Origin of the sequence: Vogesella sp. XCS3, from assembly GCF_020616155.1 — a bacterium.
Taxonomy (GTDB): domain Bacteria; phylum Pseudomonadota; class Gammaproteobacteria; order Burkholderiales; family Chromobacteriaceae; genus Vogesella.
Map to the genome: position 1 here is coordinate 840,547 of NZ_CP085530.1, position 18,563 is coordinate 859,109.

Sequence of the window (18,563 nt, forward strand, 5' to 3'; positions counted from 1 at the left end):
AGCTTGCCACAGGGTTGCCCCTGCCGGGTTTGCCGCATGCCAATTGCAGATTTTCAGCCATCCTGCGTTACAATTAGCCCCCCTCTACCGTCACGGCCAACATGACTCCTAGCGCGCACGCCCCGGCCAATACCGGGTTTTTCCGCATCAGGCAATGGCCACACATTGTCAAAGAGCTGCCCTGGCGGGTAAAAGGCACCTTTCTGTTGCTGTGGGCCCTGCTATCCATGGCCATTCTGGTGGTGGCCATTCTGCTCACCGAAGAAAGCCGGCAACAGCAGTTTGACGCGGCCAGCCTGCATATCAAGAAAACGCTGGAAGAGCGCCTGCTGATCTGCGAAACCGCGGTATACGGCTTTACCGAACTGTCTGCAGCCAACTATGGCATGGACAAGCTGCGTTTCCGGCAATACGCCCAAGGCATAGGCAACCGCTACCCCTATATCTACCTGATGGGTTTCCAGCCCAAGGTCAGCCTGGCCGAGCGCGAAAACTACGAAGCCTCCATCAGCTTTCAGCGTTATCAGCCCTTCTTTATCAAAGACTATCAGGGCAACGGCGACCCTGGCTGGCTGAACAGCCAGCTGTGGCGGCCGTCCCCGGCACGGCCGTTCTATATCCCGCTAGTCGATGCCGAGCCACCCTCCGCCAACCAGTACAACTTCATGCAGGGCCTGGATATCCTGCAGGATGCCATTCTGGGCCCAGCGGTACAGCGCGCCATCCGCAGCAGCGAGATTGAAATTACCCAGCCCTACCAGATGCGCGAGGGCGGCCACGGCTTTGGTTTTGTCAAAGCCATTTATGCAGAAGGCGTAGCGCCAACTTCGCCCGATGAGCGCATCAGCGCAGCCATCGGCGTGATTACAGTAGGCATCAAGGCAGAAACCCTGCTGGCCATGCAAAGCGGCAACGCTCAGCAGCTTAGCGTGCGGCTGACCCCCACCATGCCAACGCAGGCCATGCCGGCCATTACCATACGCCAACCCCAGGCAGCTACCAGCAACAGCTGGCTGGGGGAGCTGCTGTTCCCAGCGCGCTATAGCGAGGTATCGATAGATCGCGACTACTTCCCGTACAAGCTATCCATTACGCGGCCAACCTCGCCCGGGCATATTCCCTGGTATCTATACGCTTTGGCCATGGGCGCGTCGGCACTGATCAACGCCCTGCTACTGCTGATTGCCGCCTCGCAACATAACGAGCGTTTGCAAAGCGAGCACTACCACGACACCCTGCACCGCGAGCGCCAGCAAGCGATGGTGACGCTGGAAAACATCGATGATGCGGTACTGGTGATGAGCCGCGACCTGCAGGTGGAGTACCTGAACCCCAAAGCCGCCTTGCTGCTGAATGTGTCTGCCCCGCTAGCCATTGGCCGCCAGCTAGGCGAGATCTGGCGCCTGCGTTTTGATCTGGCGCGGGAAGCCGTGCTTGACCCGCTGCAGACCTGCCTGCAAACCGGGCAGAAAGTCGATCTGCCGGAAAATGCCTATATCGACCAGGGCGGCAAGGTTTTCTATGTAGAAGGTACCGTATCACCGCTACCGGGCCCCGATGGCATCATGCGTGGCCTGGTAATTACCTTCCGCGACATGGCGCCGCTACGCCAGCGCATGGCAGAAGCCCTGGAACGCAGCGAAGAGCGGCTCAAGCAGCACCAGGCCGAGCTGGCCCGTGTGGCGCGTATCAACACGCTGGGGGAGATGACCTCCGGCATTGCCCACGAAATCAACCAGCCGCTATCTGCCATCGTCAGCTACAACGAGGCCTGTCTGGGCCTGCTGGAAGACGAAGAGCCGGACCGTATCCTGCTGATTTCCGCCCTGCGCTCCTCGGTAAAACAAGCGCAGCGGGCTGGGCATATCGTCAAAAAACTAAGAGAATTCGTGGCAAGCAAGCAAGCCGAGTTTGTGCCGGTAGACCTGAACCAGGCTGTACTGAATATCGTGACCCTGATCGAACCCGAGCTGCGCGGCCATCAGGTACAGGTAAAAACTGACCTGGCTGCCGCCCTGCCGCTAGTTTTTGCCGATACCATCCAGGTGGAGCAAGTCATCCTGAACCTGTGCAAGAATGCCATGGAAGCCATGATGGAAACCGAGGGCGAACACCGGCTGTTTTTGTACAGCGAGCAGCGCGGCAACCGCGTACGCATAGGCGTGCGTGATAATGGCCCGGGCATGCCGGAAGAGGTACGATCGCGCATTTTCCAGCCGTTCTTCAGCTCGAAGTCTCAGGGCATGGGGCTGGGCCTGACCATCAGCCATACCATTATCGAAAACATGGAAGGCGTGCTGTGCGCCGACAACCTGCCATCCGGCGGTGCCGAGTTTTACTTTGAATTACCGGTTATGAATACCCCTTATGAAAGCGAAGGAGTGAGTGTGTAATGGCATCCATGACCCCAACGATTTTTGTCATTGATGACGACCCGGCCGTACGGGACTCGCTAGCCTTGCTCATCGGCACCCAGGGCCTGCGCGTGCAGACCTTCGAACACGCCGAGGCGTTTCTGGAAAAATTCCGCCCAGACGAGATCGGCTGCCTGGTGCTGGATATCCGCATGCCGCAAACATCCGGCCTGGCGCTGCAGGACATGCTGAACCTGCAGAACATCCAGATGCCCATCATCTTCATTACCGGCCATGGCGACCTGGAAGAGTGCCGCCGCGCTTTCCGTGGCGGTGCGGTGGACTTCCTGACCAAGCCCATCAACGCCGTGCAGTTGCTGGAAAGCCTGAAGAAGGCGATCCGCATCAGCATCCAGCAGCAAAAGCAGGAAGCCGAGACCCAGGAAGTGCGCCAGAAACTGGAGCGCATTACCGAGCGCGAGCGCCTTATTTTGCGTTACGTAGCCGAGGGCCGCTCCAGCAAGGAAATCGCCCGCGACCTGGCACTGTCGCCCCGCACGGTGGAAGCCCACCGCGCCAAACTGTTTGAAAAACTGGATATCAACTCGCTGGCCGAGCTGGTACGTTTCTACCTGAAAGCACTGGATGCGGTACAGCCGGTGCCTGCGCAAGACACCACGCAATGACACGTCTTTTTAATAAAATCGGCCTGGTGGCACGCCACAGCAAGCCACAGATCATCGAATCGCTGCTGAAGTTGGCCGCACACCTTACCAGCCGCGGTTTCCATATCGTGGTCGACGCCGAGAGCTGCACCGGCCTGCCGGACGGCAGCTATCCGGTAGTGGAGCGAGTAGACCTGGGTAAGCTGGCCGACCTGGTCATCGTACTGGGTGGCGATGGCACCATGCTGTCGGTAGCCCGCGTCCTGGCCCCCTACCGCGTGCCGCTGGTCGGCATCAACCAGGGCCGGCTGGGCTTCATGACCGATATCTCGCTGCACGAAATGCTGGACGCCATCGACCGCATTCTGGATGGCCAGTTTGTGCCCGAAGAACGCATCCTGCTGCAGGCGTCGGTGATTCGCGAAGACGCCGAAATCGCCAGCGCTCTGGCCTTTAACGACGTGGTGATCAGCCGTGGCGCGCTGGGCGCCATGATCGAATTCGAGGTATTTGTCGATAACCAGTTTGTCTACAGCCAGCGCTCCGACGGCCTGATCATCAGCACGCCCACCGGCTCTACGGCCTACTCGCTAGCCTCCGGCGGGCCTATCCTGCACCCTACCCTGCAAGCAGTGGCGTTGGTGCCGATTTGCCCGCAGTCGCTCAACAACCGCCCGATTGCCATCAGCAACAGCTGCGAAGTGTCATTCATGCTGACGCGCGGCCTGGATGCGCGTGTGCATTTCGATGGCCAGTCACACTGCGACCTGATGGAAATGGACCGCGTCATCGTGCGCAGCTACCGCAACACGCTGAAGCTGCTGCACCCTATCGGCTACAACTACTACGACATGCTGCGGCACAAGCTCCACTGGGGCGAGCGCCTGCTGTGAGATAACACCATGCTGCTTACGCTCAACGTCAAAGACTTTGTCATCGTGGACCAGCTGCAGCTGGAGTTCGAGCCCGGCTTTACCGTACTGACCGGCGAAACCGGTGCCGGCAAATCCATCATTCTGGACGCGCTAGGCCTGCTGCTGGGCGACCGCGCCGAGGCTGGCCAGATCCGCGACGGTGCCGACCGTGCCGAAATCAGCGCCAGTTTCGATATCGCCCACCAGCCCGACCTGCAAGCCTGGCTGGCAGATAACGCCTTGTCGGGTGACGACAGCGAGCTCTTGATTCGCCGCCTGGTGGACCGCAACGGCCGTTCGCGCAGCTTCATCAACGGCCAGCAAGCCACCCAGAGCCAGCTCAAGAGCATGGGCGAGTATCTGGTGGACATCCACGGCCAGCACGCGCACCAGTCGCTGGTGCGCCCCGAGATGCAACGCGGCCTGCTGGACGCCTACGCCGGCGCCAGCCAGCTGTCGCGAGACGTGCGCGCCGCCTGGCAAGACTGGCAGCACGCCCGCAAGGCGCGTGAAGACGCTGAAAAGCGCGTGCGCGAGTCCGAGGTGGAACGCGAACGCCTGACCTGGCAGATCGGCGAGCTGGCCGAGCTGGCGCTGCAAGCCGACGAATGGCCACAGCTGAACCAGCAGCACTCGCGCCTGGCCAACGCTGCCGAGCTGGCACAATCGGCGCAGTCTGCCGTGGACGTACTGTCCGACATGGACGGCAACTGCCTGTCGCTGCTGTCGCAGGTGCAGAACCGCCTGGGCAAGCTGTCGGGCTTTGATACCCGTCTGGCCGAATCGCTGGCGCTACTGGACTCGGTAGACGCCGAGCTGCGCGAGGTGGTGTACAGCCTGCGCGATTACGGCAGCAGCTTCGACGACGACCCGCAGCAGCTGATCGAGGTAGAAGCCCGTATCGATGCGCTGATGGGCATGGCGCGCAAGTATCGCTGCCAGCCGGAAGACCTGCCGAAAAAACTGGCCGACTGGCAAACACAGTTGGCCGCACTGGAAGCCGCTACCGACCAGGAAGCACTGGCCACGGCAGAAGCCGCCGCGCTGGCACGATACCGCGCCCAGGCCGAAAGCCTGTCCGGCAAGCGCCGCCAGGCTGCCAGCGAGCTATCAGCGCGCATCAGCACCGAAATGCAACGCCTGGCCATGGAAGGCGCCCGTTTCGCCATCGAGCTATCCGCCGCCAGCGAGCCCACCGCCCACGGCCTGGAAACCATCGAATACCTGGTGGCGGCCAACCAGGGCAGCACGCTGCGGCCGCTGGCCAAGGTGGCCTCCGGTGGCGAGCTGTCGCGTATCAGCCTGGCGATGCAGGTCGTCATCAGCCAGGTTGCCAGCGTTCCGACGCTGATCTTTGACGAAGTGGATGTCGGCATTGGCGGGCGCGTAGCCGAGGTGGTGGGCAAGCTGCTCAAACAGCTGGGCCAGCGCTACCAGGTACTGTGTGTGACGCACCTGCCGCAAGTGGCTTCCTGCGGCGATCAACACTGGCGGGTAAGCAAGTCCAGTGCGGCCGGCCGGACGGTAAGCCGCATTGCGCCGCTGGACGCAGAAGGCCGTGTGCTGGAAATCGCCCGCATGCTGGGCGGCGAGGACATTACCGCCACGACGCGCCAGCACGCCAGCGAGATGCTGGGCAATAACGCCTGACTCGCCAGGCTCAACGCAAAAAAGCCTGCCGGCTAGCTACTGGCCGGCGCCTCGGGTAGCAAGGGCACCACCACGGCGGCCGACTTGCGCAGCTGCCGCTCGGCCAGCGCTGGCTGGCGGGTGCGCAGATAGTACTGCGCCAGCCGGGTGCTGCAGCTCACACTCAGCGCCAGAATCTGCTCATCCCGGCCTTCGCTACCGGTGAGTGCTGCGGCCACACGCTGCTGGTAGAGCGCACTGGCTTCTTCCATGCCGGCGGCGGCAGCGATAGTCGCCATGGCACCGTACAAGGGCGCGTGCAGATTAGCCTGCTGCGCCGCCACGACACCATCAAGTTTGGCCAGCAAGGGGGCCATGGCCAAAGCGCCCTGATGGTCCGCAAGCGCAGACAGCACCAGGCCCGGGTCACCCTTGGCGGCAGCTTGTGCGGCCAGGGTATACGCTTGCTCCAGCTGTTGCGCGGCGGCCGGAGCGTGGCCTGCGGCCAGCTCACCCTGACTAAGCAGCAGGGTAAGCGCAGGGCCCGGCGTGGCGGCCTGGCTGGCCTGGAGCTGGCCCAGCAGCGTTTTTACCTCCGTCCATCGCCCCTTGGCCGCATTGGCTTGCAAGGCATTCAGCTGCGCCTGGGCCTGCCAGCGCAGCAGCTGGCTGGTGGTGTAGTCGCGCATCACCGCACCAGACAGCAGTGGTAGCTGTGCGCGGGCTTTATCCAGCCAGGCTTGCCACACGCTGGCGGATAGCTGCGGGCTGGCGGCCAGCATGCTGGCAACGCGGGCATAGAACACGGCGGCATCCTGTGGCTTTAGCTGGCTGGCCTGGGTGCCCAGCTCGTCCAGCGCTTGCGCACTGATGCCACCGGGGCGCTGCGTCAGCACCCAGGCACTGGCCAGCAGCTCGGCACTGCGGGCACTGTCGGCCTGGTAGCCCGGCGTGGCCTGCAAACGCGCCAATAGTTCGTTGGCACGCTGCGCCTGTCCGCTTTCTGCCAGCGCCACCACCAGCGCCAGCGCCAGGTTCTGTTTTTCACCGAGCGCGGCACCGTTTTGTGCGGCCACCTTCTGCAGGCTGGCCGCTACGCCTTGCCACTCCCCACTTGCGCTGGCTTCGCCGTTCAGCGGGCTGGCCAAAAGCGAATCGCTACTGCCCTGCGCCAGCAAGGCACCATCCGGCGACTGCGCGAATGCCGCCAGGTCGGCTGGCTGCGTGGACAGACCGCCACCCATGATCCGGTTGAGTACCCCCTGTGCCAGGGCGGCCTGTTGCTCGGGTGCCAGCGACTGGCCCGATGGCGAGGCCAGACGGTATCCGCCAAAGAATGCACCGCCTAACAGTACGACAATGGCGCCAGCGCGTAGCACACCACGGCTGCCACGAAAGAAAGCCATCCATGGCTGATGCAAGCCCAGCTCTTTTTCCAGTTCAGCGCGGATGCGGTTGCGTAGCGCACGCTCGCTGTCTTCCTGGCTCTGGCGGCTACCCAGTTCGCTTTCGCGCTGCAGGCGTGCGTTCAGCTTGCGCAATTCTTCGTCTCGAATCTGCTTGAGTCGCAGCTTTTCCGGGTCGATCTTGTCCAGGTAAATCTGGCAGTACGGGCACTGGCGCTGCGGGGTTGGCCGCATCATGCGCTGGCAGCCGGGGCACTCGCTATCGGTCAGGCTGGCATGTTTGTCCAGCAGCGCCAGCGCAGGCTTCATTTCCACCTGGAAACCGGCATCGCGGAAGTTTTGTGCGGTACGTTCGGCCTCATCCTGCGCGATATCGGCTTTGATGCGGGTGGCGCCACGCTGCTCCAGGTGCTGCATCAGGCGCGTGGCCTTGTCGTGACCCAGCTGCAGCTGGGTGCTGGCTTGCTGTTGCAGCAGCGCCATATCCGGGGATTCGGGGAGGCGGATGATCAGGTCGTAACGGGTGGCGGGGGCGTGTTCGTCTGTAGTGTGCTGTGCGTTCATGTCGTGCAGCCGGCGTGGGGGTGCACCAGTTTAGCAAACGCCCGGCAAAACGCCACATTTCAATAGCATAGCCACAGGCTGGCAATGGCTGATACGCCAGCCCGTGGCGTGACGCTTAGCTGGCAGATACCGCGATGGCAAACTCGTCGATAGCCTGTACCAGCCGGTCCACGTCGGTCACACGGGTATCCGGGCACACCAGAATCATGTTATGGAATGGCGTGATCAGCAGCCCGCGGTTCAGCAGAAACAGGTGCACGATGTGCTCCAGCTCGCCGTCCAGAATACGATCGGCCTCGCTACCATTGCGTGGCGGCGTCGCGGTGAACTGGAACTCGGTACGCGCCCCCACTTGCGTGACGCACCACGGTAGACGGCGGCGGGCGATCACCTCGCGCAGCCCTGCGGCCAACCTTTCCGCCAGGCCGAACATGTGCTGATAGGCAGCGTCGGTCATCACCTCGGCCAGGTTGGCACGCATGGCGGCCATGGCCAGCAGGTTGGCGGTAAGCGTGGTACCGATGCCGCTATGCCCCGGCGGCGCTTGGCGCTTGGCGTCTTCGGCACGGCGGGCCACGTCTTCGGTAAAGCCGTACACGGCACACGGCACCCCGCCCGCCACCGGCTTGCCCACCACGAACAAGTCTGGCTGCAGGTCGTGGGCAGCGGTGTAACCGCCAGGGCCGCTACTGATGGTGTGGGTTTCGTCGATCAGCAGCAGCGTACCGTACTGGCGGCATAGCGCCTGCGCCTGCTGCCAGAAGCCGGGCTCGGGCAAGACCATGCCGATATTGGTCATGGCCGGCTCGGCCAGCAGGCAGGCCACCTGCCCGTCTTGCAGCGCGGCTTCCAGCGCCGCCAGGTCGTTGAACTCGATGCTGCGCGTATGCCGGGTAATGTCGTACACCTGCCCCAGCAGGCTGTCACGGGTTTGCGGCTGGCCATCTATCAGGTCGACGAACACGTCGTCCACCGTGCCGTGGTAACAGCCGTTAAAAATCAAAACCTGGCTACGCTGTGTAATGGCGCGCGCCCAGCGGATGGCAAAGCGGTTGGCGTCGGACGCCGACAGCGCAAACTGCCAGTACGGCATGCCGAAGCGACGCGCCAGCTCCTGCGCCACCCACACGCCGTCGGCGCTGGGCAGCATGGCGGTGTAGCCGCGCTGCGCTTGGCGGGCGATGGCGTCGGCCACCGGCTGCGGGCTGTGACCGAACATGGCGCCGGTATCCCCCAGGCAAAAGTCCACGTATTCGTGGCCGTCCACATCGCGAAAACGCGCGCCGCGCGCCTGGTCCACATATAGCGAAAACGGCGTCGACCAGTCGTTCATCCAGTGCAGCGGCACCCCGAACAGCAGGTGGTCGGCAGCGGCGGCCGATAGCGCGCGCGAACGCGGCATGCGGCTGATGAACGTATCGCGCTCGGCGGCCATCAGGGCCTGGGCCTTATCCCAATCTATGCCATGGCGTACCTTGGTCATGGTGCTCTCCTTTGTGTGGCAAGGCTGCGGCCAACCCTGGCGGCGCCTTGTCTATTATCGATATTGTCAGACGTGCAGCTGCAGGTGCTCGCGCTCCCAGGCGGTAATGGCGCGGTTGAAGGTTTCAAACTCCTTCTCTTTCACCGCACAGAACGCCTGCACGAACTCTTCGCCCAGGATGTCGGCCAGCTCGGGGCAGGCCTGCATCAGCTCGACCGCGTCCTCCAGGCTGCGTGGCAGCTCGTAGTCCATGTCGTAGGCGCTGTCGTCCATCGGCGCTGACGGCTCAAGCGCCTGCACCATGCCCAGGTAACCACAGGCCAGCGTGGCGGCCATCGCCAGGTAGGGGTTCACATCCACGCCGGGCACTCGGTTTTCCAGCCGGCGTGCTGCCGGGCCGGACGGTGGGATGCGGATGCCGCAGGTGCGGTTGTCGTAGCCCCAGCGCACGTTGATCGGCGCGGCCGTGTGGCGGCTCAGGCGGCGGTAGCTGTTCACGTAAGGCGCGAACATCGGCATGGCTTGCGGCAGGTAGCGCTGCATGCCGCCAATGTGGTGGAAGAACAGCGGGCTGGGGCTGCCATCGGGTAGCGAGAAAATGTTGTCGCCGGTATCGGTGCTGACGATGCTCTGGTGGATGTGCATGGCGCTGCCCGGCTCGCCTTCCATCGGTTTGGCCATGAAGGTGGCGAAGATATTGTGACGGTAGGCGGTTTCACGCACCGCACGCTTGAACAGGAATACCTGATCGGCCAGCGACATGGCGTCCCCGTGGCTGAAGTTGATTTCCATCTGCGCGGCGCCTACTTCGTGGATCAGTGTCTCCACGTTCAGCTCGGCGGCCTGGCAAAAGGTGGACAGCTCCTGAAAGAAGGGGTCAAAGTCGTTGACCGCATCGATGGAAAACGACTGGCGGCCCACCTCGGAACGGCCAGCCCGGCCGGACGGCGGCCGCAGTGGCTCGTGCGGGTTGTTGTTCTGGCGGATCAGGTAGAACTCCATCTCCGGCGCTACCACCGGGCGCCAGCCCTTGTCTTCGTACAGCTTCAGCACCTTGCGCAGCACGGCCCGCGGCGAGATGCCTACCGGTTTGCCGTCGAAATCCTCGCAATCGTGGATCACCACCGCCACCGGCTCGATGGCCCATGGCACCAGACGGATGGTGGCCGGGTCCGGCCGGCACACCATATCGGGGTCGTTGGCGCCGGCAAAGCGCTCGAACTCGGCAAACTCGCCGTTGACGGTAATAGTGAGCACTGCCTTGGACATCTTCATGCTGTCCTCGGCCAGAAACAGGTTCTTGGGTACGATCTTGCCGCGTGCGACGCCGGTCATGTCCGGTATCACGCACTCGATCTCGTGTATCTGGTGCTGGCGTATAAATGCGGCCAGTGTGTCGTTCATGCTTGCTCTCCTCTGGTAAGCCCTTTGCTTCCCGTCCTTGCCCAGCGATGCATCCCTTGCCAAACAGAAAACCGCAGCAAATGCAGGCCTGATGGCTGGCAATGTATATTTGATCAAATGTCGCAGTCAACATTTGATCAAATCTTTGCGGCGCAGCCTGTGGCGTTTCTGCTATGCTGACGAGCGCCACCTACCCTTGAACCTGTAAAGCTCGCCCCACCGCATGCGCCGGCTACCGCTGCGGGCATCACACACCATGAAGACTGCCAACGCCTCTACCCTGCAAGACGAAACCTATGACACGCTGCGCCACTGGCTGATGCTGGGCCGCTGGCTACCTGGCGAGCGCCTGAAGATCAAGCATCTGGCCGACGAGATGGGCGTGAGCCAGATGCCGGTACGCGCCGCATTGCAAAGGTTGGCCGCAGAAAAAGCGCTGGTGAACATCCCCAACTGTGGCGTAGCTGTACCGCAGCTGACGGTGAGCCAGTTTGACGACATCCTGCTGAACCGCATCCTGCTGGAAGGCCAGGCCGCCTGGCTGGGCGCCAGCCGGCTGGACGATAGCGGCCGCACCGCGCTGGCAACACTCTGCCACGCCATGGACGCGGCAATCGCGGCAGACGACGTCAAAGCCTATCTGGACGCTAACGAACAGTTCCACTTGCTGCTCTACCAGGCCAGTGGCTCGCCAGTACTGCTGTCACTCATTGAAACCGTATGGCTGTACGTGGGCCCTATTTCCAACCAGCTACACCAGGACCTGGCGGTGTGGAAAACCATGAACGACGCGCATAGCGCCTTGTTGCAAGCGCTATTGGCCAAGGATGCCAATGGAGTGCGCGCCGCTATCGAGCAGGATTTGCGTACCGCCGGCAGCTACTTGCGCAGCTTATGCAAACCAGGTTAAACAGCACAGTCGACGACACCGTAAGCATTGCTTATCATTAAGGCTTCCAGCTTCAAGCAGAGCAGCCAATGCAACTGCATCTAGGCACGCTGTACGTCGTGCAACTCACCACGTTTACCCTGCTTACCCTGGCGGTGCTGCTGATGGGCTTGCGCTACCCGCAAGAGCAGGCACTGCGGCACTGGGGCGTAGGCGGCATTTTGGCCAGCGTCAGCATGCTGCTTATCGCCCTGCGCCCGGCCATTCCGCTGTGGCTATCCGTCGAGGTAGCCAATATCGTACTCTTTGTTGCCCTGTCGCTTACCTGGAGTGGTGCGCTAGCGCTGGAACAACGGCCGGTACGCTGGCGCCTGCAGTTTTCCCTGGTGTTGCTGGCCAGCGCCCTGCTGTTGGCCATATCCAATGCTCCGGCCTATTTTGAGCAACGCGCAGCGCTATACAGCACCTGCTATATGATGTTCAACCTGCTGACATTAAAAGTATTTGTCAGCAGCCCGCACCGCCAGCGCCTGGGCTACCGGCTGATTACCACTCTGGTGTTGCTGCTGATGCTGGCCCAGATGGGGCGCGTTACGCTGGCCATGCACTACAGCCAGGGCGAGTTGGCCAGCTCGCCGCATTTTGCGATCGCAAACTACGTCCTTATCCTGCTGGAGTTTGCCAAGATCCTGGCGTTTATTTTTGTCTGCTTTGAAGCGCTGGAAATCCGCCTGTACAAGCTCGCCATGCACGACCCGCTCACCGGCCTGTACAACCGCCGGGCGTTTCACGACCAGGCCCAGCAGCGCCTTGCCGAGCACGCGGGGCAGCCCGTGGCCTTGCTGGTACTGGACCTGGATTTCTTCAAGCAGGTAAACGACAGACACGGCCATCAGGCCGGCGACGACGTACTGGCGCACCTGGCACGCCTGCTACGCGCGCAGCTGGCCCCGTTTGATGCGCTGTATGGCCGTAGCGGCGGCGAGGAGTTTGTCATCATGCTGTCCGGCAATGCGGCCAACCTGGCGCCGCTGATCGCCGAGAACATCCGAGCAGCGCTGGCGGCACACGCGATCCAGACCAGCGACGCCCAGGCCATACAGCAAACCACCAGCATAGGTATCGCCGGTGGCATGGCAGGCCAGCACAGCTTGCGCCAGCTCATCATGGAAGCCGACATGGCGCTGTACCAGGCCAAGCAGCAAGGCCGCAACTGTGTACGCAGCGCCATGAACACCCTATAAGCCAGACGTGAAAAAGCCCCTTGGTGTGAACAAGGGGCTTTTTTTTGCCGTTGCTGCTAGCGCAGCAAACTCATCGCGAACTGCGGTGTCAGGTTTGCCTGCGCCTGTACAGCCTGGCTGCTATTACTCAGAATCTGCTGCCGCGCCAGTTCGCTGCTGGCGGCAGCGTAATCGGCATCCTGTATGCGGCTACGCGCCGCTTCGGTATTGATTGACGAGGTGGTCAGGTTCTCGATGGCGGTGCCAAAACGGTTAGCCGCTGCCCCCAGGTCTGCACGATAGCTGCCCAGCTGCTTGAGATCAGACTGGATTTGCGACAGCGCTGCCCCCGGATTGGACAGATCGATAGTGCCGGTAGCAGAGCCATTGCTGTTGTAACCATTGAGCTTGCTGGCGCCGCTGGTCAGATCCGCTGCAGTAACACTAAGCTGCTCGCTGGACGCACCCTGCCCGCCCACCTGAAAGGTTGAAGTGCTCCCGCCGTTGAACAGCGGCTGCCCGTTAAAGGTGGTGCTGTCGATAATCTGTGAATTCGCCTGGGTGAGCTGATCGGCCTCTTTTTGCAAAGCCGCGCGGTTCTCGGCGCTCAGGGTACCGTTGCCCGCTTGCACAGCCAGCTCTTCCAGGCGCTGGCTGTTCTGGGTAATCTGCGACAAAGCACCATCAGCAGTCTGCGTCAGCGACACGCCATCATAGGCATTACGAATGCCTTGGGTATCCCCCAGCTGCAGGCTACGCAGCCCTTCCGCTACCGCCAAGCCGGCGGCATTGTCCGCCGCGCTATTGATGCTCTTGCCGGATGCCAGCTGGGCCAGCACCTTTTGCTTGGCTTGCTCTGTCTGGCGTAGCTGCGCCTGATTGTTCAGCGCACTGATATTGGTATTGATGCTAAGAGCCATGATGACGCACCTCGGCTATTGATAATCCATTCTAGCAGCTCAACCGCCGCATTCAATAGCAAACCTCTGTTGCAAAACGTTTTTTTCTGCCGCACGCAAGCAAAACCACAGCGATCGAGCTTGCCATCGATAAAAGACAAGGCTTATAAATGGCATTGTGCACTGCACAAAAGGAGATCGCCATGCGCCCTGCCACCCTCCCGCCAGACACCACCCTGACCGCCTTGCGTACCGCCTGGCGCAGCCACCAGCAACTCCTGGCAGCCTTGCTGCTGGCACAAACCCGCCTGGGCAGCCACTGGCTGAAAGAAGACCGCCACCAGCCCGAGCACTACCGCCGCCTGCTGCTACGCCTGATTGCCGATCAAGCCGCGCTAGGCTACGACAGCGTGGCATTACAGCGGGAATACGATGAGGCATACCGCCACTGGGCCCAGGCCTGTGGCGTGCCGCTGCCCGGGCCGCTGTGGCAATGGCACAGCGCGCAACTACAGCGCCGGCAGCGCATCCTGCTCACCCTTACCCGCGCCACGCTGCAGCAATGCCAGCTACGCCTGGCCAGCGAGCCGCAAGCGGCCTGACCCAAAAAAAGCACCGTACCCTCATCGAGTACGGTGCTTTTGCCCGGCTGCGGCTAACCTTACCAGCAGCGTTTGATCAGGTTGCCCAGCTGAATCAGGCGGCCGTGGAAAAAGTGGCCGGCAGCCGGCAGCACCACCACCGGTAGCTGTTGCGGGCGCGCCCAGTCCATGACCGCGGCGAGTGGAATAACCTCGTCCTCTTCACCGTGAATCACCAGCGTATCGGCAGGCACATCCGGCGTAGCGATCTCGTATTTGCCTACGGCCACGCCCAGCAGCAATAGTTTGTCCGCCTCGATGCGTGCTCGCGTGCGGGCGGCCACAAAGCCGCCGAAAGAGAAACCGGCCAGCGCCAATGGCAGCTGGCCCAGCTCGGCGCGGGCATGCGCCACCACGGCCAGTACGTCGTCTACCTCGCCCATGCCGTAATCGTGCGTGCCTTCGCTTTCCCCAACGCCACGCAGATTGGGCAGGTAGCAGGCATAACCCAGCTGCGACAGCGATTTGGCGGCGGTCTGGACGACCTTATTGGTATTGGTACCGCCCTGGGTAGGGTTGGGGTGACAGATCACCGCAATACCGGTGGTATCGCCCACAGCAGGGATAAAGATGGTTTCCAGCTTGCCTGCCGGGCCGGCGATATCGAGTTTGTGCAGCTGCTTGAGCATCAGACTTTCAGCCTTTCCACGATGCGGCCATTCACCATGTGCTCTTCCACGATTTCATCGATGTCTTCTTTGTCGATGAAGGTGTACCAGGTCTCTTGCGGGTAAACCACCATTACCGGGCCTTCGTCGCAACGGCCCAGACAACCGGCCTTGTTGACACGAATCTGGCCATTGCCCGCCAGACCGCGCGCCTTGATCTGGTCTTTCATATAGCCCAGCAGCTCGCTGGCGCCGTGGTTGTTACAGCACATTTCGCCTTCGGCGCGCTGGTTGCAGCAGATGAAAACGTGTTTGTCGAAGTAGCTCATGTTCGTCTCTTACAGGTAGGCGGCCAACCTTGGCAGCTGGCACGGGGTGTTATTCGTCAGAATCTGCCCAGCCGGAAATACCGATAGTAGCGGCATTGTCAAACTTGGCGTACTGGCCAATAAAGGCCAGCCGTACGCGGCCGGTAGGGCCGTTACGGTGCTTACCGATAATGGCCTCGGCCTGGTTTTTCAGGTCGATTTCGTCCGGTTTGTAATACGCTTCGCGGTACATGAAGATAATCAAGTCCGCGTCCTGCTCGATGGCGCCGGATTCACGCAAGTCGGACATCATCGGGCGCTTGTCGGTACGCTGCTCCACCGCACGCGATAGCTGCGACAGCGCAATCACCGGCACTTGCAGCTCTTTGGCCAGGCCTTTCAGGCCACGCGAGATTTCGCCCAGCTCGGCGGTACGGTTGTCATTACGGCCCGAGCCGCTCATCAGCTGCAAATAGTCGATGACGATCAGGCCCAGCTTGCCGCCGTGCTGGCGCGCCAGGCGGCGGGCACGGGCGCGCAGCTCCAGTGCAGTCAGCGCGGGTGTTTCGTCGATGTACATCGGCGCGTCGGACAGCTTGCCGATGGCGTAGGTCAGCTTTTGCCAATCTTCGTCACCCAGCTTGCCGGTACGCAGAATGTGCTGATCCAGGCGGCCTACCGAGCCCAGCATCCGCATAACCAGCTGCGCGCCACCCATTTCCATGGAAAACACCGCCACCGGCAGGCCGGTTTCGATGGCCACGTTCTCGGCGATGTTCATGGAGAAGGCCGTTTTACCCATGGACGGGCGGCCGGCCACGATGATGAGGTCGCCCGGCTGCAAGCCGGAGGTGCGCGCGTCCAGGTCGTGGAAGCCGGTAGGCACACCGGTCACTTCGTCCGGGTTGTCGCGGCTGTACAGCATGTCGATACGCTCGACCACCTCTTTCAGCAGCGCCGGCATCTCCAGAAAGCCCTGCTTGGACTTGGCAGTAGATTCGGCAATCTGGAACACCTTGCCCTCGGCCTCGTCCAGCAGCTGGGCGGCGTCGCGCCCCTGCGGGTTGTAGGCCGATTCGGCGATCTCGGTGCCCACCTGCGCCAGCGCACGCATCACCGAACGCTCGCGCACGATTTCGGCGTAGCGGCGGATGTTGGCCGCAGACGGCGTGTTTTGCGCCAGCGAGGCCAGGTAGGCCAGGCCGCCGATGCTGGCCAGCTCGGCGTTTTTATCCAGGCTTTCCGACACGGTAACCACGTCGGCCGGGCGGGCAATGTCCACCAGGCGGGCAATGTGGCGGAAGATAATGCGGTGATCGTGACGGTAGAAATCGCTATCCGTCAGCAGGTCGGCTACTTTTTCCCAGGCGCTGTTATCCAGCAGCAAGCCGCCCAGTACCGATTGCTCGGCTTCGATAGAGTGTGGTGGTGTACGAATGGCCGCCACAGAGGCGTCGTTGATATCAAAATCGCTCATAAATCCTGGCTTACCCGACAAGACAACAAAGGTTGGCCGCGGCCAACCCTGGGTGCAGGCGGCCTAAAGCCCCCTGCCTGATCTGGCTGTGATTCTAGCAGTTTTTACCTGCCACAAAGCCGGAAGACCACGCCCACTGAAAGTTATAGCCCCCCAGCCAGCCGGTGATATCGACGACTTCACCGATAAAGAACAAACCGGGTACATCGTTGGCCATCATGGTCTTGGATGACAGCGCCTTGGTTGATACGCCACCGCGGGTAACCTCGGCCTTTTTATAGCCCTGCGTGCCATTAGGCAGCACGCGCCAGTGATGTAGGGCCTCGGCCAGCTGGCGGCGCTTTTTCGGTGACAGGTCGCGGCCACGTACATTGGCCCCCTGCCCTTCCAGCCAGGCTTCGGCAAAGCGCTTGGACCAGCCTAGCTCGCCCATGGCATTGGCCAGCAGTTGGTCACTGCCGGCCCGCGCTTCCAGCCAGGCCTCGGCATCGGTATCCGGCAGCAGGTCGATAATGATTTCCTGCCCCGGCTGCCAGTAGCTGGATATCTGCAAGATGGCCGGGCCGGACAAGCCTTTATGGGTAAACAGCACGTTCTCGCGAAAACGCACCTTGCCGATGCGCACTTCGGTGTCCAGCGACACGCCAGCTAGCGGGGCAAAACGCGCCGCGTCGTCCACGTGGAAGGTCAGCGGCACTAGCGCCGGGTCCAGCTTGGTCACCGGCAGGCCAAACTGCTCGGCCAGCTGGTAGCCAAAGGCGGTGGCGCCGATCTGCGGTATCGACAAGCCGCCCGTGGCCACGACCAGCGACTGACAGCGAAAAGTGCCGATACTGGTTGCCACAGTAAAGCCGTCGCCATCGCTGCGGCCAACCTCGCCGACCTGCACGCCCATGCGGCGGTCTACGCCAGCATCGCGGCATTCGGCGTCCAGCATGTCGATCAGCTGCTGGCTGCTGTCATCACAGAACAGCTGACCCAGCTTCTTCTCGTGGTAGGCAATACCATGGCGCTCCACCATGGCGATAAAGTGTTGCGGGGTGAATTGCGCCAATGCGGAACGGCAAAAATTGGGGTTATCTGACACATAGCAGTCATGCCGGGCATGGATATTGGTGAAGTTGCTGCGCCCGCCACCGGAAATGCGGATTTTCTCCGCCAGCTTGGTAGCGTGGTCCAGCAGCAGCACACGGCGGCCGCGCTGGCCAGCGGTGGCCGCGCACATCATGCCGGCAGCGCCGGCACCTAACACGATTACATCGAACTGCACGTGACGAACCTCAAAAAGAATTAGCTTATATAGTGTAGTGATTTGGTCAACAATTGGCGATGCCGGCCAATTACAGTAAACTGTAGCAGTCGAACAGCGCATGCTGTTTTGCTTGTTAACTCTGGAGAGCACGATGGAACACAAACTGCCCGAACTGCCGTACGCACTGGACGCCCTGGCGCCGATCATTTCCAAAGAAACCCTGGAATTCCACTACGGCAAGCATCACCAGACCTACATCACCAACCTGAACAACCTGATCAAGGGCACCGAGTTCGAGAACGCCTCCCTGGAAGAGATCGTGAAGAAATCCTCCGGCGGCATCTTCAACAACGCCGCTCAGGTATGGAACCACACCTTCTACTGGTTCGGTCTGGCCCCGAATGCTGGCGGCGAACCGACCGGCGCGCTGGCTGATGCCATCAACGCCAAATGGGGCTCGTTCGACGAGTTCAAGAAAGCTTTTGCTGCCTGTGCCGTAGGCACTTTCGGCTCCGGCTGGGCCTGGCTGGTGAAAAACGCCGACGGCAGCCTGGACCTGGTATCCACCAGCAACGCTGCTACCCCGCTGACCACCGACAAGAAGCCACTGCTGACTTGCGACGTGTGGGAACACGCTTACTACATCGACTACCGCAACAGCCGCCCGAACTACCTGGAAGGCTTCTGGAAGCTGGTTAACTGGAACTTCGTGGCCGACAACTTCGCCGCCTGATCCGGTTCTGCCTGTTGATGAAAGGCCCCTCGCGGGGCCTTTTTTCTTGCCTGCTGCTCACCACGGCAGAAGCAAAAAGCCTGCTTGCAGTGCAAGCAGGCTTTCACTCCATAC

16 protein-coding genes are annotated in these 18,563 nt (G+C 61.7%); 8 read left to right on the forward strand and 8 right to left on the reverse strand.

The genetic code is table 11. The features are described from left to right. Positions 1–101: 101 nt before the first annotated feature. Genes LCH97_RS03850 through recN form a run of 4 tightly spaced genes read left to right on the forward strand, consistent with a single transcriptional unit; the run spans position 102 to position 5,583 of the window. Complete coding sequence (locus LCH97_RS03850; RefSeq protein ID WP_227303488.1) at positions 102–2,393, forward strand: ATP-binding protein; 2,292 nt, start codon at positions 102–104, stop codon at positions 2,391–2,393. Then, positions 2,393–3,040, forward strand: coding sequence for a response regulator transcription factor (locus LCH97_RS03855; RefSeq protein WP_227303489.1), 648 nt, complete (start codon positions 2,393–2,395; stop codon positions 3,038–3,040). Before LCH97_RS03850 ends, LCH97_RS03855 begins: the two co-directional genes overlap by 1 nt. After that, on the forward strand, positions 3,037–3,912 hold the full coding sequence (locus LCH97_RS03860; RefSeq protein ID WP_227303490.1) for an NAD kinase: 876 nt from the start codon (positions 3,037–3,039) through the stop codon (positions 3,910–3,912). Before LCH97_RS03855 ends, LCH97_RS03860 begins: the two co-directional genes overlap by 4 nt. A 9-nt stretch (positions 3,913–3,921) precedes the next feature. Next, positions 3,922–5,583 carry a DNA repair protein RecN gene (gene recN, locus LCH97_RS03865; protein ID WP_227303491.1) on the forward strand — a complete coding sequence of 554 codons (1,662 nt, stop codon included), beginning with the start codon at positions 3,922–3,924 and terminating at the stop codon, positions 5,581–5,583. 32 nt (positions 5,584–5,615) lie between these two features. Here recN and LCH97_RS03870 read toward each other — a convergent pair whose 3' ends face one another. The 3 genes from LCH97_RS03870 to LCH97_RS03880 form a co-directional block, all read right to left on the reverse strand. Continuing rightward, positions 5,616–7,532 (reverse strand): hypothetical protein, encoded by a 1,917-nt coding sequence (locus LCH97_RS03870; RefSeq protein WP_227303492.1) that lies wholly within the window; start codon positions 7,530–7,532, stop codon positions 5,616–5,618. 115 nt (positions 7,533–7,647) lie between these two features. Beyond that, positions 7,648–9,015 (reverse strand): aspartate aminotransferase family protein, encoded by a 1,368-nt coding sequence (locus LCH97_RS03875; RefSeq protein WP_227303493.1) that lies wholly within the window; start codon positions 9,013–9,015, stop codon positions 7,648–7,650. Between the two features lie 66 nt (positions 9,016–9,081). Beyond that, positions 9,082–10,419: a glutamine synthetase family protein gene (locus LCH97_RS03880; RefSeq protein ID WP_227303494.1), complete on the reverse strand. Its 1,338-nt coding sequence runs from the start codon at positions 10,417–10,419 to the stop codon at positions 9,082–9,084. Positions 10,420–10,675: 256 nt separating this feature from the next. Between LCH97_RS03880 and LCH97_RS03885 the strand changes: the two genes are divergently transcribed. Continuing rightward, positions 10,676–11,329 carry a GntR family transcriptional regulator gene (locus LCH97_RS03885; protein WP_227303495.1) on the forward strand — a complete coding sequence of 218 codons (654 nt, stop codon included), beginning with the start codon at positions 10,676–10,678 and terminating at the stop codon, positions 11,327–11,329. A gap of 68 nt (positions 11,330–11,397) precedes the next feature. Next, entirely contained in the window at positions 11,398–12,552 is a 1,155-nt protein-coding gene (locus tag LCH97_RS03890) for a diguanylate cyclase (protein WP_227303496.1), read from the forward strand. A 56-nt stretch (positions 12,553–12,608) separates the two neighbouring features. Here LCH97_RS03890 and LCH97_RS03895 read toward each other — a convergent pair whose 3' ends face one another. Next, on the reverse strand, positions 12,609–13,451 hold the full coding sequence (locus LCH97_RS03895) for a flagellin (RefSeq protein WP_227303497.1): 843 nt from the start codon (positions 13,449–13,451) through the stop codon (positions 12,609–12,611). Positions 13,452–13,633: 182 nt separating this feature from the next. On the opposite strand from LCH97_RS03895, the gene LCH97_RS03900 reads away from it, so the two are divergent. Continuing rightward, positions 13,634–14,032, forward strand: a complete 399-nt coding sequence (locus tag LCH97_RS03900) for a hypothetical protein (RefSeq protein ID WP_227303498.1) — start codon at positions 13,634–13,636, stop codon at positions 14,030–14,032. Positions 14,033–14,091: 59 nt separating this feature from the next. On the opposite strand, the gene LCH97_RS03905 is transcribed toward LCH97_RS03900, so the two are convergent. The 4 genes from LCH97_RS03905 to LCH97_RS03920 form a co-directional block, all read right to left on the reverse strand. Continuing rightward, on the reverse strand, positions 14,092–14,700 hold the full coding sequence (locus LCH97_RS03905) for an alpha/beta hydrolase (protein WP_227303499.1): 609 nt from the start codon (positions 14,698–14,700) through the stop codon (positions 14,092–14,094). Further along, positions 14,700–15,008: a ferredoxin gene (locus LCH97_RS03910; protein ID WP_147695878.1), complete on the reverse strand. Its 309-nt coding sequence runs from the start codon at positions 15,006–15,008 to the stop codon at positions 14,700–14,702. Before LCH97_RS03910 ends, LCH97_RS03905 begins: the two co-directional genes overlap by 1 nt. Positions 15,009–15,057: 49 nt before the next feature. Beyond that, a complete protein-coding gene (gene dnaB / locus LCH97_RS03915) occupies positions 15,058–16,464 on the reverse strand; it encodes a replicative DNA helicase (protein ID WP_017509558.1) in 1,407 nt (468 codons plus the stop codon). Between the two features lie 94 nt (positions 16,465–16,558). Then, complete coding sequence (locus LCH97_RS03920) at positions 16,559–17,692, reverse strand: NAD(P)/FAD-dependent oxidoreductase (protein ID WP_255619327.1); 1,134 nt, start codon at positions 17,690–17,692, stop codon at positions 16,559–16,561. A 175-nt stretch (positions 17,693–17,867) separates the two neighbouring features. On the opposite strand from LCH97_RS03920, the gene sodB reads away from it, so the two are divergent. Next, positions 17,868–18,449, forward strand: a complete 582-nt coding sequence (gene sodB / locus LCH97_RS03925) for a superoxide dismutase [Fe] (RefSeq protein ID WP_017509556.1) — start codon at positions 17,868–17,870, stop codon at positions 18,447–18,449. Positions 18,450–18,563: the final 114 nt, after the last annotated feature.

What these genes read in the sequence shown, in the direction of transcription:
- LCH97_RS03850 (WP_227303488.1), top strand. Translation starts at nt 102, where the DNA reads ATGACTCCTAGCGCGCACGCCCCGGCCAATACCGGGTTTTTCCGCATC.
- LCH97_RS03855 (WP_227303489.1), top strand. Translation starts at nt 2,393, where the DNA reads ATGGCATCCATGACCCCAACGATTTTTGTCATTGATGACGACCCGGCC.
- LCH97_RS03860 (WP_227303490.1), top strand. Translation starts at nt 3,037, where the DNA reads ATGACACGTCTTTTTAATAAAATCGGCCTGGTGGCACGCCACAGCAAG.
- recN (WP_227303491.1), top strand. Translation starts at nt 3,922, where the DNA reads ATGCTGCTTACGCTCAACGTCAAAGACTTTGTCATCGTGGACCAGCTG.
- LCH97_RS03870 (WP_227303492.1), bottom strand. Translation starts at nt 7,532, where the DNA reads ATGAACGCACAGCACACTACAGACGAACACGCCCCCGCCACCCGTTAC.
- LCH97_RS03875 (WP_227303493.1), bottom strand. Translation starts at nt 9,015, where the DNA reads ATGACCAAGGTACGCCATGGCATAGATTGGGATAAGGCCCAGGCCCTG.
- LCH97_RS03880 (WP_227303494.1), bottom strand. Translation starts at nt 10,419, where the DNA reads ATGAACGACACACTGGCCGCATTTATACGCCAGCACCAGATACACGAG.
- LCH97_RS03885 (WP_227303495.1), top strand. Translation starts at nt 10,676, where the DNA reads ATGAAGACTGCCAACGCCTCTACCCTGCAAGACGAAACCTATGACACG.
- LCH97_RS03890 (WP_227303496.1), top strand. Translation starts at nt 11,398, where the DNA reads ATGCAACTGCATCTAGGCACGCTGTACGTCGTGCAACTCACCACGTTT.
- LCH97_RS03895 (WP_227303497.1), bottom strand. Translation starts at nt 13,451, where the DNA reads ATGGCTCTTAGCATCAATACCAATATCAGTGCGCTGAACAATCAGGCG.
- LCH97_RS03900 (WP_227303498.1), top strand. Translation starts at nt 13,634, where the DNA reads ATGCGCCCTGCCACCCTCCCGCCAGACACCACCCTGACCGCCTTGCGT.
- LCH97_RS03905 (WP_227303499.1), bottom strand. Translation starts at nt 14,700, where the DNA reads ATGCTCAAGCAGCTGCACAAACTCGATATCGCCGGCCCGGCAGGCAAG.
- LCH97_RS03910 (WP_147695878.1), bottom strand. Translation starts at nt 15,008, where the DNA reads ATGAGCTACTTCGACAAACACGTTTTCATCTGCTGCAACCAGCGCGCC.
- dnaB (WP_017509558.1), bottom strand. Translation starts at nt 16,464, where the DNA reads ATGAGCGATTTTGATATCAACGACGCCTCTGTGGCGGCCATTCGTACA.
- LCH97_RS03920 (WP_255619327.1), bottom strand. Translation starts at nt 17,692, where the DNA reads ATGATGTGCGCGGCCACCGCTGGCCAGCGCGGCCGCCGTGTGCTGCTG.
- sodB (WP_017509556.1), top strand. Translation starts at nt 17,868, where the DNA reads ATGGAACACAAACTGCCCGAACTGCCGTACGCACTGGACGCCCTGGCG.